Below are 15,296 nucleotides of genomic sequence, written 5' to 3'. Positions count from 1 at the left end.
CGGCAGGCGCGAGGTCAGGGAGGGCGGGTATGGAACAGGTGCCGGAGCAGGACAGGGAGACCCGGCAGGAGCGGGCCGACCGTAATTTCGTCGAGCTGCTGCAGGGCGCCCGCGTGGCGGTCACCGGGGTGCAGGTGCTGTTCGCGTTCCTGTTGACGGTGCCGTTCTCGCAGGGGTTCGTCCGGCTGAGCGCGTTCGACCGGTGGCTGTTCTACGTGGCGCTGGTCAGCGCGGCGATCGCGTCGATCTGCTACATCGCGCCGGCCAACCAGCACCGGGTGCTGTTCCGGCAGGGCCTGAAGGAGCGGCTGGTGCGGCGCTCCAACTTCTACGGGATCGCCGGGGCGCTGGCGCTGGCCATGTCGATGACGGCGGCGACGATGCTGGTCGTGGACTTCCTGTTCGACTCGGCGCTCGCCTGGGGCACGGCGGGGGTCGTGGCGGCGCTGGCGGCGTGGGCGTGGTTCGCCCAGCCGGCCATCGACCGGCACAACTCCAACGGGGACGACGGCGGGTCTCAGCGCCGCTCGCGGCCCGGCGCGGGGGAGTGATCGGGCGGCAGCGCGGTGCCGTCGTCGTCCTCGGGGGCGCGGCGGCGGTGGGCCGCCCTGGCGATCACGTACGCGGCCACCGACACCGTGATCACCTGGGAGACGCCGACGATCAGCAGCGGCCCGGCGAGCCACAGGGTGGGCTCGCGCAGCCACATCGCCAGCAGCACCAGCAGCACGCTCAGCACCTGCGGCTTGGTGCCGGCGTGCATGCGGTCGAGGGTGTTGCGGAAGCGCATCAGCCCGGCCCCCGCCGACAGCGCCAGCACCGCCCCGGTGAGCAGGCACGCGGCCGCCGCCACGTCCAGCACGCTCACCGCGACCGGCCGGGGAAGAAGCGGGCGATCGACACCGACCCGACGAACCCGAGCAGCGACAGCACCAGCAGGATCGGGACGTCCGAATAGTCGTCCGTGACCGCCGCGAACGCGCCCAGCCCGCACATCGCCAGCGACGTCAGCACGTCCAGCGACACCGCCCGGTCCAGCATCGACGGCCCCCGCGCCACCCGGTAGAGCGCCGCCGCCGCCCCGCAGGCGAGCAGCGCCAGCGTCACCAGATAAACCGTGGTCATCCCAGCTCCTCCCGGTCGGCCGAGGTGCCGAACGCCCGGACGATGCGCGACTCCAGCCCGGCCACCTCCGCCCGGCCGATCTCGTCCAGGTCCCCGCGCCGCCCCAGCAGGTGCAGCACCAGCTCACGCCGCTCCGGCAGGTACTCCAGCACCAGGCTCCCCGGCACGGTCGACACCGCCACCATCACCATCATGATCATCGACTCGGACGAGGTGCGCAGCGGCGCCCGGACCACGCCCGTCGGCGGCGGCCCCGGATGCAGCACCCAGAACACCACCCGCACCGTCGAGGTCACCAGGTCCAGCCCGAACCACGCCGCGAACCGCACGAACGCGACCGGCCACAGCCTGATGCCCGGGTCGAGCACGGGCAGCGGCAGCAGCCACACCACCAGCGCCCCCGCCACCACCCCGCCCACCAGCGTGAGCGGCGACACGCTGCCCCACAGCAGCACCCAGATCAGCGTCAGCCACGCCACCAGCGGCACCGGCACCGGCCTGCCGAACACCCTCGGCGTGAGCAGCCTCGACGTCACTCGCCCCTCCCCAGCACGGCGGAGACGTACGGCCCCCGGGACATGAGCTCGGCGGCGGCCCGGTCGGTCAGCGCCGACAGCGGCCCGGCGAGCAGCGTGTACGACAGCCCGAGCACCACCAGCGCCGCCGTGGACCCGACGAGCGTCAGCGGCATCGTGGTCGTGGTCACCACCGGGTCCTCGCCGGTGGACTCGTCGCTCTCCACCACCGTCCCGGTGACCGACGGCTCCGGCGCCCGCCAGAACGCCTTGCCCCACACCTTGGCCACCGCGTACAGGGTGAGCAGGCTCGTCGCCAGGCTGCCCGCGACCAGCAGCAGCGCCAGCGGGCTGCCGTCGGCGAGCCCGGCCTGGATGAGCGCCAGCTTGCCCAGGAAGCCCGACATGGGCGGGATGCCCGACAGGTTCAGCGCCGGGATCAGATACAGCAGCGCGATCAGCGGCGTGGCCGTCATCAGCCCGCCCAGCCGCTCCACCCGCGTGGTGCCGGCCCGCCGCTCGATCAGCCCCGCCACCAGGAACAGCCCGGTCGTGACCGTGATGTGGTGCACCACGTAGAAGATCGCCCCGCTGAGCCCCTGCACGGTCGACAGCGCCACCCCGAACACCATGTAGCCGATGTGGCTGACCAGCGTGAAGGAGAACACCCGCTTGATGTCGGTCTGCGCGACCGCGCCCAGCACTCCCACCAGCATCGTCGCCAGCGCCACCCACATCAGCAGCGTCGCCACCGGCCCGCCGGGGAACAGCAGCGCCTCCAGCCGGATGATCGCGTACACGCCGACCTTGGTGAGCAGCCCGGCGAACACCGCGGTCGCCGGGGCGGGCGCCGTCGGATAGGAGTCCGGCAGCCACGCCGACAGCGGGAAGATCGCCGCCTTGATCGCGAACGCGAGCAGCAGCGTCAGCTCGATCAGCAGCTTCACGTGCGTGTCCAGCGGCCCGAACCGCTCGGCGAGCTGCGCGAACGACAGCGTCCCCGTCGCCGCGTACGTGACGGCCAGCGCGATGAGGAACAGCATCGACGAGGCCAGCCCCATCACCGTGTACGTGGCCCCGGCCCGGATGCGCGACTGGGTGCCGCCGAACGTCAGCAGCACGTACGAGCCGCTCAGCAGCATCTCGAACGCCACGAACAGGTTGAACAGGTCACCCGACAGGAACGCGTCCGCCACCCCCGCCACCATCACCAGGAACGCCGGATTGAAGATCGCCATGGGCGCGTCGTGCTCCTGGTCGGCGTACGCGCCGCCCACCGCGTACACCATCACGCACAGCGTCACCAGCGTCGAGACCACCAGCATCAGCGTCGACAGCCGGTCGGCCACCAGGCAGATGCCCACCGGCGACTCCCAGCCGCCCAGCTCGGTGACCACCGGCCCGTGCGCGTCCACCTCCACGAGCAGCACCAGCGACACCACGGCCGTGATCGTCAGCGTCACGATGCTGATGAGCGACTGCAGATGGCGCAGCCGCGCGCCGATCGCCAGCTTCACCCCGGCCGCCAGCAGCGGCAGCAGCACCGGCACCGCGACGAGGCTCTCCATCAGTCGTCGCCCTCCAGCTCCGGGTCCAGCGCCAGCGCCTGCCGCGCCCGCTCCTGCCGGATGGCGTGCCGCATCAGCCGCAGCGCCTCGCGCCGCCGCAGCCGCAGCCGCCGCCGGGCCTCCTTCTCCGTGGGCCGCTGCACCCGCTCCTCGGCCAGCAGCCGCCGGTACTCCTCCTGCCTGCGCCGCACCGCCTCGCTCAGCTCGCCCGCCCGCGCGCGCAGCCGCACCCGCCGGTCCTCGGTGTCGTCCTGCACCTCGTCGCTGCCGGTGAGCTGCCACGACCGGTGCACCATCGCCAGCAGGAACGCGGTCACGCCCAGCGTGATGACGATCGCGGTCAGCACCATCGCCTGCGGGAGCGGGTCGGCCATCCCCTCCTGCGGGAACCGGCCCAGGATCGGCGGGCTGCCCGGGCTGCCGCTGGAGGTGACGATGAGCAGGTTCACCCCGTTGCCCAGCATCACCACCCCGGCCAGCAGCCGGACCAGGCTCCGCTCCAGCATCAGCGTCACCCCGGTGGCGATCAGCACCCCGGAGGCGGCGAACGGCAGCAGCGGGATCGTCACGAGGCGTCCTCCTTCTCGATCTGACGGTCGAGCTCGGCGCCCAGCGCGCGCAGCACGTCCTGCACCATCCCGATCACGGTCACGTACACGCCGAGGTCGAACAGCAGGCCCGTGGACAGGTGCAGGGTGCCGAGCAGCGGCACCGTCACGTCGGCGGCCAGCATCGTCAGCGCCGCGCCGCTCGACAGCAGCCCTGCCAGCGCGGTGCCGGTCGTCAGCGTCAGCCCCGCGCCCAGCAGCACGCCCGCGTGCACCGGCACCGCCGCCGCCAGCTCGTACCGGCCGCCCGCCAGGTAGCGCACGGTGATCGCCAGCCCGGCCACGATGCCGCCCGCGAACCCGCCGCCCACCAGGCTGTGCCCGACGAGCAGCAGGTAGACCGAGAGCAGCAGCACCGTGTGGAACGTCAGCCGCGCCGCCACCTCGAACGCCAGCGCCCGCTCCCCCCGGGGCAGCGCCGAGCTCAGCCAGTGCGGCCGCCCCGGCGGCCGGGCCGTGCCGCCCTCGTCCCGCTCGATCGTGTACGAGGTGCGCCGCAGGAACACCAGGCTCGTGACGCCCAGCGTGAGCACGACGAGCACGGTGCTCTCGCCCAGCGTGTCCCAGGCGCGGATGTCCAGCAGCAGCGCGCTGACGATGTTGTGCGCCCCGGCCCGCTCGGCCGCCCCCGCCATCAGCGCGCCGACGGGCTCGGCCTGCCGCGCCTCCATCGCCAGCATCCCCGCGCCCGCCGTCACCGTCCCCACCACCAGCCCGATCGCCAGCCGGAACGGGAAGCGCAGCCGCGCCTGGACCGGCTCGATCGGCAGCCGCCGCAGCACCAGCGCGAACACCACCAGGCTCAGCGTCTCGGCCAGGAACTGCGTCAGCGCCAGGTCGGGGGAGCCGTGCGCCAGGAACAGCAGCGCCGTCCCGTACCCGGTCAGCCCGGTCACCACCGCGAGCAGCACGTACGCGCGCGCGGCCAGCGCCAGCGCGGCCGCCGCGACCATCAGCACCACGACGAACGGCTGCTCCGGCTGCTGCCAGGCGACGATCCGCAGATCCAGGTCCGGCGGCGTCACGTACAGGAAGGAGAACAGGCCGAGCGCCGCCACCGACGCCAGCGTGATCAGCAGGTAGTCCGGCACCGAGCCGCGCTGGACGATGCCGGTCGTCTGGATCGCGAACAGGTCCAGCCGCCGCATCACCGTCCAGAACAGCGTCGCCGAGTCGGCGAACTGCAACGCCGCGCCGATCCGCGCCACCGGCCGCCGCGCCCAGAACAGCAGCCCGCCCACGGCGAAGATCAGCAGCGACAGCAGCAGCGGCACCGCCGCGCCCGTCCACAGCGCCAGATGCGTGCCGTGCCCCGCGTCACGGAAGGAGCCCGTGTAACCCGACATGGCCGCGTCGTACACGCCCGCCAGCGGCGCCAGCGCCAGCCCCAGCGCCGACAGCAGCGCCGCCGGCGCGAACATCGCCGCCGGCGTGCGATGCGCCGGCGACGGCCGCAGCCCCCGCTTCGTGCCGAACGCCCCCCACAGGAACCGCAGCGTGTACGCGACGGTCAGCGCCGAGCCGGCCACCACCCCCGCCAGCGCCAGCGTGTCGAAGGTCTCCCACGTCAGCAGCGACTCCAGCGCCGCCTCCTTCGCCACGAACCCCACCAGCGGCGGCACCCCCGCCATCGACGCGCCCGCCAGCACCGCCGCCGCGCACAGCCACGGCGCCGACCGCCACAGCCCGCTCAGCCGGTTCAGGTCCCGCGTGCCCGCCGCGTGGTCCACCGCGCCCACCACCAGGAACAGCGCCGCCTTGAACAGCGCGTGCGCCAGCAGCATCGCCACCCCGGCCAACGCCGCGTCCCGGGTGCCCATCCCGAACAGGATCGTCAGGAAGCCGAGCTGGCTCACCGTCCCGTACGCGAGCAGCCGCTTCAGATCCGTCTCCCGCAGCGCCCGCCAGCCGCCCAGCACCATCGTCAGCACGCCCAGCGGCACCGCCACCGCCCGCCACACCGGCACGTCCCCGAACGCGGGCGCCAGCCTGGCCAGCAGGTAGACGCCCGCCTTGACCATCGCCGCCGCGTGCAGATACGCCGAGACCGGCGTCGGCGCCGCCATCGCCGCCGGCAGCCACGTGCTGAACGGGAAGATCGCCGACTTCGCCAGCGCCCCCGCCAGCACCAGGACCAGGCCCGCCGCCACCGGCCCGCCCTGCGGCGGGTCCGCCACGATCGCCGAGAGCCGGTACGTGCCCGCCGCCTGCCCGATCACCACGAACCCGGCCAGCATCGCCAGCCCGCCCAGCGTCGTCAGCGTCAGCGCCTTCATCGCCGCCCGCCTGCTCGCCCGGCTCTCCGGGTCGTAGCCGATCAGCAGCCACGAGAAGACCGTCGTCAGCTCCCAGAACACGTACAGCAGGAACAGGTCGTCGGCCATGACCAGCCCCAGCATCGCCCCCGCGAACGCCAGCATGAACCCGCCGAACCTGGCCAGCCCCGCGTCGCCCGCCGGGAAGTAGCGCGAGCTGTAGACCATGACCAGCAGCCCCACCCCCGTCACCAGCGCCATCATCAGCAGGCCCGGCTCGTCGGCGCGGAACGACAGCGACAGCCCCAGCGCCGGCGCCCACGACGAGCTCGACACCTCCGGCACCCCCGAGGCCAGCACCCACAGCGAATAGCAGAAGCCGGCCGCCGGAGCCAGCGCGAGCAGCGGGAACGCGTCCCTCCCCAGCAGCCGGGTCAGCCATGGAGCGCAGAGGGCGGCTGCCGCGTGCAGGATGAGCAGCGACTCCATGGTCTCCTCGGGACAGGCGTGGGCACTTCCCCCAATCTCCCGCCTGCCGGACCCGGCACGGAGCAGGCGCGGCCCGGGTTGACCGGAACCTCACCAGCCCATGAACATGCCGCCCACAGCCACGGGTATCGGGAGGGGCACGACAACAGGGGGAGAAGCGCCATGTCCGAGCAGAACCGCCCCGTCGAGGGCGAGCACAAGTACGAGCAGGAGATCGGCTCCACCGGAGAGCACGAGGAACGGCCCGGCCGCAGCCTCATCACCACCGACCACGACGTGATCCGCAAGTGGGCCGACGAGCGCGGCGCCCGCCCCGCCACCGTCCCCGGCACCGAGCACGACGGGCGGGCCGGGGTTCTCCGGTTCGACTTCCCCGGCTACGGCGGCGACGACCTGGAGGAGATCTCCTGGGACGACTGGTTCCGCACCTTCGACGAGCGCGGGCTCAACTTCATCTACCAGGAGCACAAGAAGGACGGCAAGCAGAGCAACTTCTTCCGGCTGGAGAACCCCGGCCGCGAGGACGCCTGACCGCTGCGCCTGGCCGACGCGCCTCAGCCCGCGTCGGTGACCCGGCGGCTCACCTCGTCCGCCAGCCGGCGCAGCGCGTCCTCCAGCATGGCCTGCACCTCGTCGGCCCGGTCACGCGAGGTCTTCTCGCCCGGCTCGTCCATGAGCGAGATGTGCACGGTCACCTCACTGGCGCCGCTCTGCCCGTCGGCCACCTGCAGCCAGCCGGCGTAACCAGGGTGGTCCCGGCCGCCCCACTCCACCCGCAGCTGGTCCGGCGAGGCGCTGAACAGGCCCTCGTGCCTGCCCTCGCCGGGCACCACCTCGCCGCCCGCCTCCAGCGTGTTCGGCCCGCTGTCGCGCACCCACAGGCCGTGCGGCAGCCACCGGTTCACCATCGAGACGTCCGACGCGATCCCGTACACCAGCGTGCTGTCCGCCGGCATCCCCCGCGTGGCCTCGTACTCCGCCATGACCGACCCCCGTTCCCCATCCCGTGCCCGACCGCCTGCCCGCCCGCCCCGTCCCCAAACCGCCCGCCCACGGGCCCGACCTACCCGGGACGCTCCGTACGGGCAGCGTCCGGCCAGGGCCCGGGCGAGGTGCGCGGCACGAGCGGCCATGAGGCGCGCGGTGCGGGTGGGGCAGGGGGGCGCGACACGGGCGGCGGCGCGGGGGGTGGGGGCGGCGTGGCACAGTGAGGCCATGCCCGACCCCCTTCCCCCGATCGCGCCGGGCCGCGCCGAGGTGCGCGAGCTGCTGCGCCGCGCCGCACGGCTGCTCGACGAGGCCGGCGCGCTGCGGCAGGAGCACGACGCCGCCCGCGAAGCCGTGCACGCCGCCCTGTCGGTGCTGCGCGGGCGCCAGGCCAGGACGGGGCTCGCCGCCATCCCGATCACCAGGCTCAGGGACGCGACCGGCGGCCGGCTGCGGCTCGGCGCCCTGGAGGCCGCCGGTTACGCCACGGTCCTCGACGTGCTGGACGCGACCCCGTACGAGCTCCAGCGCGTCCCCGGCATCGGCCCCCGCACGCAGGCGCAGGCGCACGCCGCCGCCCGCGAGATCGCCCGCGCGGCGGAGGCGGCCGAGACCGTCCACATCGACGTCGAGCGGCAGGACCCCGAGACCACCGCGCTGCTCACGGCCCTCCACCGGCTCGTCGCCGCCGGCCCCGACCTCCCCCGCGCCCGCCGCACCGCCGACGCCCTCACCGGCACCCCCACCGGGCCCTCCAGCCCTACCACCACCGGCACCGGTCCGGCCGATGCTGCGGGGCCCGCCCCCTCCACCGTCGGCCCTGGGAGGCCCGCCGGTCCCGGGGTCGCGGCCGGCGGCACCGGCGCCTCCTCTGGTGTCGCCGGAGGGCTCGGGGAGCTGGTCTCGGTGGCGCGGCCGGCCGCGAGCTGGTGGCGGGGGCTGGTCGCGGGCGGGCGGCGGCGGGCGGCGGCCGCGGAGGCCGTGCGGAGGATCGGCGGGCTGCTGGAGGGCGAGACCGAGACGCGGCTGCTGATCAACCAGGCCACCGCCGACCTGCTCCGCCCCGCGCCCGGCGGCATGGAGGCGTGGATCGACTACGAGCTGCGCGCCGCCGAGTATCACAACCTGCTGGCCGAGCTCGCCGCCGTGGAGCCGCGCGACCGCGCCGCCGCCGAGGGGTTCCTGCCCGACGACCTGTCGGCGCGCGTGCGCGGGCAGGAGCTCGACGACACCCTGCTGCGCGTCTCGCTCCGCGGCTACCAGGCGTTCGGCGCCCGGTTCGCGCTCGCGCAGCGGCGGGTCATCCTGGGCGACGAGATGGGGCTCGGCAAGACCGTCCAGGCCATCGCGGCGCTCGCGCACCTGGCCGCCCGGGGGGAGACGCGCTTCCTCGTCGTCTGCCCGGCGAGCGTCCTGGTCAACTGGGTGCGCGAGGTGGAGACGCGCAGCACGTTGCGCGCCTACCGGCTGCACGGCGGCGAGCGCGCCCTGGCCGAGGCGGAGTGGGCCGAGCACGGCGGCGTCGCGGTGACGACGTTCGAGGGGCTGCGGCGGCTCGACGGCGAGCGGGCCGGCGGCGGGCCGCAGGTCGGCATGCTCGTCGTCGACGAGGCCCACTACGTGAAGAACCCGGAGGCCCGGCGCTCGCTGGCCGTCGCCGCCTGGTGCGCCCGCGTGGAGCGGGTGCTGTTCGTCACGGGGACGCCCATGGAGAACCGGGTGGAGGAGTTCCGCACGCTTGTCGGCTATCTGCAGCCGGGCGCGCTGGCCGGGCTGCGGGAGAGCGACGCGGTGGCGGGCGCCCGGGCGTTCAGGCGCGCGGTCGCCCCCGTCTATCTGCGGCGCAACCAGGAGGACGTGCTCACCGAGCTGCCCGACCTGGTCCATGTGGACGAGTGGGAGGAGTTCAGCGCCGCCGACGCCGCCGCCTATCGGGAGGCCGTCGAGGCGGGCAGGTTCATGGCCATGCGCCGCGCCGCCTACGCGGTGCCGGAGAAGTCGGCCAAGCTCGAACGGCTGCGCGAGCTCGTCGGCGAGGCCGCCGGCGGCGGGCACAAGGTCGTCGTCTTCTCCTACTTCCGCGACGTGCTCGCCGCCGTGGAGGGGGAGCTCGGCGGCTGCTTCGGGCCGATCTCCGGCAGCGTCCCGGCCGAGCGCCGCCAGGAGATCGTCGACGCGTTCGCGGCGGCGCCCGGCCACGCGGTGCTGCTCAGCCAGATCCAGGCCGGCGGCGTCGGCCTCAACCTCCAGGCCGCCTCCGTGGTGATCCTCTGCGAGCCGCAGATCAAGCCCACGCTGGAGAGCCAGGCCGTGGCCCGCGCCCACCGGATGGGCCAGGCCCGCCGCGTGCAGGCCCACCGCCTGCTGTCGCCCGACAGCGTGGACGAGCGCATGCTGCGGCTGCTGCACGCCAAGACGGCGCTCTTCGACGCCTACGCCCGTCGCAGCGAGCTGGCCGAGTCGACGCCCGAGGCGCTCGACGTGTCGGAGCGCGAGCTGGCCCGCCGCATCGTCGAGGAGGAGCAGCTCCGCCTGGCCACCGGCGGGCCGGCCGCTACGGACGCAGGCCCGTGAACAGGTCCTCCTCGTGCGACGGCGCGCTGACGCGGCTGAACACCCGGGTGAACGCCTCGTGCGAGAACGCCTGCTGCTGCGCCTCCTGAGGCATCTTCAGCAGGAAGATGTTCTCGCCCTGGCTCTCGTGCGAGCGCAGCGCCTTGAGCTTGCGCTCGGTGAACGCGGTGACGTCGACGACGGTCGTCACCAGCTCGTCGGGGGTGCCGAAGTCGTCGGACGGCTCGAAGTCGGTCTCCACGCCGCTGTCGCGCATCAGCTCGAACATGCGCTGGATCGCCGCCCGGGGGATGGCCGTGTGGTAGAGCTTGGCCGGGATGCCGGTCGCCTCGGCCGCCGCCATCGTGACGCGGTGCGTCTGCACGTGGTCGGGGTGGAAGTAGCCGCTGCCGCCGGTCTCGTCGTAGGTGACCACGACCTGCGGCCGGTAGCGCTCCATCAGCTCGCCCAGCCGGGCCGCCGCCACGTCGACCGCGACGTTGGCGAACGCCTCGGGGTGCTCGTTGGTCTCCCAGCCCTGCATGCCGGAGTCGCGGTAGCCGAGCAGCTCCAGGTGCTCCACCCCGAGGTGCTCGACCGACTCGCGCAGCTCGGCCAGGCGGCGCTCGGCGACCTCGTCGGCGTCGTGGCCGGGGTCGCCGGGCTTGACGCCGCCGGGGCCGTCGCCCTGCTCGCCGTTGGTGCAGGTCACCAGCACCGTGCGGACGCCCTCCTCGCCGTAGCGGGCCAGGACGCCGCCGGTGCTGAGGCATTCGTCGTCGGGGTGGGCGTGCACGACCATGAGGGTGAGCTGCTGATCCATGCCTGAGACCCTACTCGCCGGCCCTGACAGAACGGCGCGCCACCACCGCCCGGCCGATGCCCGGATCGTCGCAGAACGCGCCGTCCACGCCCGCGTCGAGCAGCCGCGACAGCCAGCCTGTCACGTCGCCCGTCGCGCGCCCGTACACCGGGCTGGCCGGATCGCCGAGCCGGTGATCGGCGGGAAGCTGGGAGTTCTCGTTGCGGACGGTCCACACGTGCACGTCCAGCCGCCTGCGGTGGGCGTCGGCGACCAGCGTCGTGGGCTGCTGGAGCCTGCCGTCGGGGCCGACGGGGATGACGCGGCGGGTGTCGACGCCGATCCCGTCGGCGTAGCGGGCCACCTCGCGCAGCCCCTCGGGCGTCACCATGTCGTCGTAGGTGCGCCCGTCGCCCGCCGCCACCCAGTCGTACGGCGCGCCGCCGTACGTGATGAGCTGGATGAGCGGCAGCCGCGTGCGGCCGCTCAGCTCGCGCAGGTTCGCGGTCTCGAACGACTGGATGTACGCCTTGCGCACCCGGTGGCGCTCCAGCACGTCGAGCAGCGGCTCCTCCAGCGACAGGCCGATGGAGTCGAAGTAGCTCGGGTGCTTGGTCTCGGGGTAGACGCCGACGCCGTGCCGCCGCGCGAGTCGGACGACCTCCTCGAACGTGGGGATCTCCGCCAGCCCGTCGAACGCCGTGTTGCCCGGGCGCAGGTCGGGCACCCGCTCCTTGGCGCGCAGGGTCTTCAGCTCGGCCAGCGTGAAGTCCTCGGTGAACCAGCCGGTCACCGGGCGGCCGTCGATCGTCTTGGTGGCCCGCCGGGAGGCGAACTCGGGCCTGGACGCCACGTCGGTCGTGCCGGAGATCTCGTTCTCGTGCCGGGCCACCAGGACGTGGTCCTTGGTGGAGACCAGGTCGGGCTCGATGTAGTCGGCGCCCAGGGCGATGGCCGTCTCGTAGGAGAGCAGCGTGTGCTCGGGGCGCAGGGCGCTGGCGCCCCGGTGGGCGATGACAAGGGGGTCGTGGCCGCGGCGCTCGGCGGCGGCGGGAGTCGTCTGGAACACCACGACGGCGACCGTACCGCCGCACAGCATCGCCAGCACACCGGCGATCAACGCGCGCATCGTCATGCGCGCGACGTTAGAGCGCCGAAGTGGCCTCCGGGTTACGCGCCGGCGAACCCCGGCGCCCGTGCGGCGGGCGGCGCGTCACCAGGACGGTGACGAGCGCCAGCAGGAGCCAGCCCGCGATCAGCGCCACCAGCGCCGGCCAGCCCGCGTGCCCGTACACCGCCGTCCCGGCCGTGCCTCCGGCGCCGCTGCCCAGGTAGTAGCAGAGCGTGTAGAGGCCCGCCGCCCGGCCGCGCGCCCTCGGCGGCGCCTCGGCGGCGACCCAGGCGCTGGCCACGGTGTGGGCGGCGAAGAACCCGGCGGTCAGGATCGCGAACCCGGCGGCCACCACGGGCACCGCGTCCGGCAGCGTCAGGAGGGTCCCGGCGACCGTCGTGGCCAGCGCCGCGACGAGCGCGGGCCCGCGTCCCAGCCGGTCCACCAGCCGCCCGGCCGCCGCCGACGAGACGGTTCCCGTCGCGTACGCCAGGAACACCAGCGACGCCACCGCCGGGGCCAGGTCGAGCGGGGGCGCGGTCAGCCGGAACCCGGCGGCGTTGTAGACGGCGACGAACGCCCCCATCCCCAGCGAGCCCGCCGCGCACGGCACGGCCATGCGCCGTATCCACCCCCGGTCCGGCGCCGGCCCGCTCCGCGCGGGGGCGGGCGCGGGCCGCACGGTGCGGGGGAGCGTGACGGCGGCGAAGACCGCGCAGGCCGCGGACACGCCCGCCACCACGAGCAGCGCCCCGTGCCAGCCCAGCGGCTCGGCCGTGAAGCCCGCGCCGAGCCGCCCCAGCATGCCGCCCACCGAGTTGCCCGCGATCATCGCCCCGACGGCCGCGGGCAGCCTGGCCGCCCCCACCTGGTCGGCCAGGTACGCCGCCGCCACCCCGGGGAACCCGGCGATCGCCACCCCCTGCAACACCCGCATGACCAGCAGCACCCGGTAGTCGGGAGCCAGCGGCAGCAGCAGCCCGAGCACCGCCGAGCCGATCACCGACCAGATGATGATCTTCCGGCGGTCCACCACCTCCGACAGCGCGGCCAGCGGCAGCACCGCCAGCGCGAGCGCCGTCGTGGCCACCCCCACCGTCAGCGAGGCGCTGCCGGGATCCAGCCCGTACGCCCCGGCGAGCTGCGGCAGCACCGCCTGGGGCGCGTACAGCAGGGCGAAGGACGAGACGCCCGCCGCGGCGACGGCGGCGCTGACCCGCCCGGTGCTCACGGGGGCGCGGAGATCGGTAACCACTCATCCGACGCTAAGCAAAGCTAACAAATACGTCTAATACCGGAATGAGCCATAATTCATACTGTGCTGGATGAATTGATGGACGAATCCGCCGACGCCCGGCTCGCCGCCACGCTCGCCCCGGCCCTCGCGCTGCTCGCCGCCGTCGCCGAGACCGGCCACGTCACCCGGGCCGCCGAACTCCTCGGCATCCCCCAGCCCACCGCCAGCAGACGCCTCTCCGCCCTCGCCGACGCCGTCGGCGCGCCCCTCGTCGTCCCCGCCGGGCGCGGCATCCGCCTCACCGCCGCCGGGCGCACCCTGGCCGCCTCCGCCGCCCGCGCGCTCGCCACCGTCGCCGCCGGGGTGCGGGAGGTGCGCGAGGAGGCCGACCCCGGCAGCGGCCACGTCAGGCTCGGCTTCCTGCACCTGCTCGGCCGCTCCCTCGTGCCGGGCCTCATCCGGAGCTTCCGCCGCCGCCATCCCCGCGTGCGGTTCAGCCTCGTCCAGGGCTCACGCCAGGACATGCTGCACGGGCTCCGCGAAGGCGACGTCGACCTGGTGTTCGTCGCGCCGCTGCCCGACGGCGACCCCGCCCTGGCCTGCCGGGCGCTCACCGACCAGGAGCTCGTCCTGTCGGTGCCGCGGGCCCACCCGCTCGCCGGGCGCTCCAGCGTCCGGGCCGCCGAGCTGGCGGGGGAGGAGCAGATCATGCTGGAGCACGGGTACGGGCTGCGCCGGATCGTCGACGACCTGTGCGCCGCCGCCGGGTTCGAGCCCCGGATCGCCTTCGAAGGCCAGGAGTCCGAGACCGTGCGCGGGCTGGTGGCGGCCGGGCTCGGCGTCGCGATCCTGCCCAGCACCGGCCTGCCCAGCACCGGCCTGCCTGGCACCGGCCTGCCCGGCACCGGCCTGCCCAGTGCCGGCCTGCCCAGTGCCGGGCCCGTGCCGTCAGGGGTGGTCGAGATCCCGCTGTCGCCGCCGGTGTACCGGACGATCGGCGTCGCCTGGCGCGCCGGGGATCCGCTCACCCCGGTCGTCCGCGCCTTCCTCGACCACGCCCGCGCCCCCGCCCCGCAGCCCTGATCTTCCGGGCATCTCAGGCGAAGCCGGGCCGGGGTCGTGCGGGCGAGGGGCGGGCGCGGCACACTTGTCGGCCATGACGCATGACGGTGACGCGGGAGTGCCAGGGTCGCTGGCGAAGGTGCTGGCCGAGGTGGCGGCGGAACGGGCGGCGCAGGACGCGCGCTTCGGCATGCAGGCGCTGCCCGACGGCACCGGCGGCGCGGCGGCGGCCGAGGCGGCCGGGAAGGCGCGGCGGGAGACGGACGAGGCGGCCCGCGACAGCGCGCTGACCTGGCGGCACATCCTCATGGAGGAGGTCCTGGAGGCGGCGGCGGAGAGCGACCCGGGGCCGCTGCGCGCCGAGCTGGTGCAGGTGGCGGCGGTGGCGGTCAAGTGGCTCCAGGCCCTCGACCGCCGCGACGGCCCCGCGACCGAGCCGGGCCACGGGGCGGGAGCCGCGGCGGGCCCGGCGCCCGGCCGGTTCCGGGCGATCGTGGACGTGCACGTGATGCTCGTCCGCGACGGCCAGGTGCTGCTGGGCAGGCGGTCGGGCACCGGCTACGCCGACGGGCTGTGGCACCTGCCGTCGGGCCATTTGGAGGCCGGCGAGTCGGTGGTGGCCGCCGCCGTGCGCGAGGCGCGCGAGGAGACCGGCGTCGTCATCGACCCCGCCGACCTGGCCTTCGCGCACGTCATGCACCGGGCGCCCGACCGCGTCGGCCTCTTCTACGCCGTCACCCGCTGGCGGGGCGAGCCGCGCAACGCCGAGCCGCACAAGTGCGCGGAGGTCGCCTGGTGGCCGCTCGACCGGCTGCCGGAGGACACCGTCGACTACCCGGCCGCCGCGATCGCCCACATCCGCGACCGGGTCCCGTTCGCCCTGCACGCCTGGTAGCGACCGCCGCCCAGCGCAGGTCAGAACCCGCGCTGTCAGAACCCGCGCTGTCAGAACCCGCGCTGTCAGAACCCGCGCTGTCAGAACCC

The 15,296-nt window shown here is 74.6% G+C and carries 15 protein-coding genes; 5 read left to right on the top strand and 10 right to left on the bottom strand.

The features are described 5' to 3' along the window. Nucleotides 1-29: 29 nt before the first annotated feature. On the top strand, nt 30-551 hold the full coding sequence (locus tag ACWDXC_RS21730) for a DUF6328 family protein (protein ID WP_364179712.1): 522 nt from the start codon (nt 30-32) through the stop codon (nt 549-551). Here ACWDXC_RS21730 and ACWDXC_RS21725 read toward each other — a convergent pair. The 6 genes from ACWDXC_RS21725 to ACWDXC_RS21700 are packed head-to-tail and all read right to left on the bottom strand — an operon-like array spanning nt 518 to nt 6,560. Continuing rightward, nucleotides 518-868, bottom strand: a complete 351-nt coding sequence (locus ACWDXC_RS21725; RefSeq protein ID WP_219510047.1) for a cation:proton antiporter — start codon at nt 866-868, stop codon at nt 518-520. The genes ACWDXC_RS21730 and ACWDXC_RS21725 overlap by 34 nt on opposite strands. After that, a complete protein-coding gene (locus ACWDXC_RS21720; RefSeq protein ID WP_449984658.1) occupies nt 865-1,125 on the bottom strand; it encodes a monovalent cation/H+ antiporter complex subunit F in 261 nt (86 codons plus the stop codon). Before ACWDXC_RS21720 ends, ACWDXC_RS21725 begins: the two co-directional genes overlap by 4 nt. Next, complete coding sequence (locus ACWDXC_RS21715; RefSeq protein WP_449984656.1) at nt 1,122-1,661, bottom strand: Na+/H+ antiporter subunit E; 540 nt, start codon at nt 1,659-1,661, stop codon at nt 1,122-1,124. The genes ACWDXC_RS21720 and ACWDXC_RS21715 overlap by 4 nt, the downstream gene beginning before the upstream one ends. After that, nucleotides 1,658-3,208: a Na+/H+ antiporter subunit D gene (locus ACWDXC_RS21710; RefSeq protein ID WP_449984653.1), complete on the bottom strand. Its 1,551-nt coding sequence runs from the start codon at nt 3,206-3,208 to the stop codon at nt 1,658-1,660. Before ACWDXC_RS21710 ends, ACWDXC_RS21715 begins: the two co-directional genes overlap by 4 nt. Further along, nucleotides 3,208-3,777 (bottom strand): Na(+)/H(+) antiporter subunit C, encoded by a 570-nt coding sequence (locus ACWDXC_RS21705; RefSeq protein WP_219510043.1) that lies wholly within the window; start codon nt 3,775-3,777, stop codon nt 3,208-3,210. Before ACWDXC_RS21705 ends, ACWDXC_RS21710 begins: the two co-directional genes overlap by 1 nt. After that, a complete protein-coding gene (locus ACWDXC_RS21700) occupies nt 3,774-6,560 on the bottom strand; it encodes a Na+/H+ antiporter subunit A (RefSeq protein WP_449984649.1) in 2,787 nt (928 codons plus the stop codon). Before ACWDXC_RS21700 ends, ACWDXC_RS21705 begins: the two co-directional genes overlap by 4 nt. Before the next feature lie 162 nt (nt 6,561-6,722). Here ACWDXC_RS21700 and ACWDXC_RS21695 point away from each other — a divergent pair, with 162 nt between their 5' ends. Continuing rightward, entirely contained in the window at nt 6,723-7,091 is a 369-nt protein-coding gene (locus ACWDXC_RS21695; protein ID WP_219510041.1) for a hypothetical protein, read from the top strand. A 23-nt stretch (nt 7,092-7,114) separates the two neighbouring features. Here the strand turns inward: ACWDXC_RS21695 and ACWDXC_RS21690 are convergent, their stop codons facing one another. Then, nucleotides 7,115-7,543 carry an SRPBCC family protein gene (locus tag ACWDXC_RS21690; protein WP_449984646.1) on the bottom strand — a complete coding sequence of 143 codons (429 nt, stop codon included), beginning with the start codon at nt 7,541-7,543 and terminating at the stop codon, nt 7,115-7,117. A gap of 232 nt (nt 7,544-7,775) precedes the next feature. On the opposite strand from ACWDXC_RS21690, the gene ACWDXC_RS21685 reads away from it, so the two are divergent. Next, nucleotides 7,776-10,121, top strand: coding sequence for a DEAD/DEAH box helicase (locus ACWDXC_RS21685; RefSeq protein ID WP_449984644.1), 2,346 nt, complete (start codon nt 7,776-7,778; stop codon nt 10,119-10,121). Here the strand turns inward: ACWDXC_RS21685 and ACWDXC_RS21680 are convergent. Genes ACWDXC_RS21680 through ACWDXC_RS21670 form a run of 3 tightly spaced genes read right to left on the bottom strand, consistent with a single transcriptional unit; the run spans nt 10,102 to nt 13,268 of the window. After that, complete coding sequence (locus ACWDXC_RS21680; RefSeq protein ID WP_364179700.1) at nt 10,102-10,923, bottom strand: PIG-L family deacetylase; 822 nt, start codon at nt 10,921-10,923, stop codon at nt 10,102-10,104. The genes ACWDXC_RS21685 and ACWDXC_RS21680 overlap by 20 nt on opposite strands. Nucleotides 10,924-10,933: 10 nt before the next feature. Next, nucleotides 10,934-12,037: a glycerophosphodiester phosphodiesterase gene (locus ACWDXC_RS21675; protein ID WP_449984640.1), complete on the bottom strand. Its 1,104-nt coding sequence runs from the start codon at nt 12,035-12,037 to the stop codon at nt 10,934-10,936. Between the two features lie 10 nt (nt 12,038-12,047). Continuing rightward, nucleotides 12,048-13,268, bottom strand: coding sequence for an MFS transporter (locus tag ACWDXC_RS21670; RefSeq protein ID WP_449984637.1), 1,221 nt, complete (start codon nt 13,266-13,268; stop codon nt 12,048-12,050). A gap of 63 nt (nt 13,269-13,331) precedes the next feature. Here ACWDXC_RS21670 and ACWDXC_RS21665 point away from each other — a divergent pair, with 63 nt between their 5' ends. Together ACWDXC_RS21665 and ACWDXC_RS21660 are read left to right on the top strand one after the other, a co-directional pair. Then, complete coding sequence (locus ACWDXC_RS21665; RefSeq protein ID WP_449984634.1) at nt 13,332-14,333, top strand: LysR family transcriptional regulator; 1,002 nt, start codon at nt 13,332-13,334, stop codon at nt 14,331-14,333. 73 nt (nt 14,334-14,406) lie between these two features. Continuing rightward, nucleotides 14,407-15,207 (top strand): NUDIX hydrolase, encoded by an 801-nt coding sequence (locus ACWDXC_RS21660; protein ID WP_449984632.1) that lies wholly within the window; start codon nt 14,407-14,409, stop codon nt 15,205-15,207. Nucleotides 15,208-15,296: the final 89 nt, after the last annotated feature.

It is taken from the genome of Nonomuraea sp. NPDC003214 (assembly GCF_053590035.1).
This window is presented reverse-complemented; position numbering and strand designations above follow the sequence as displayed.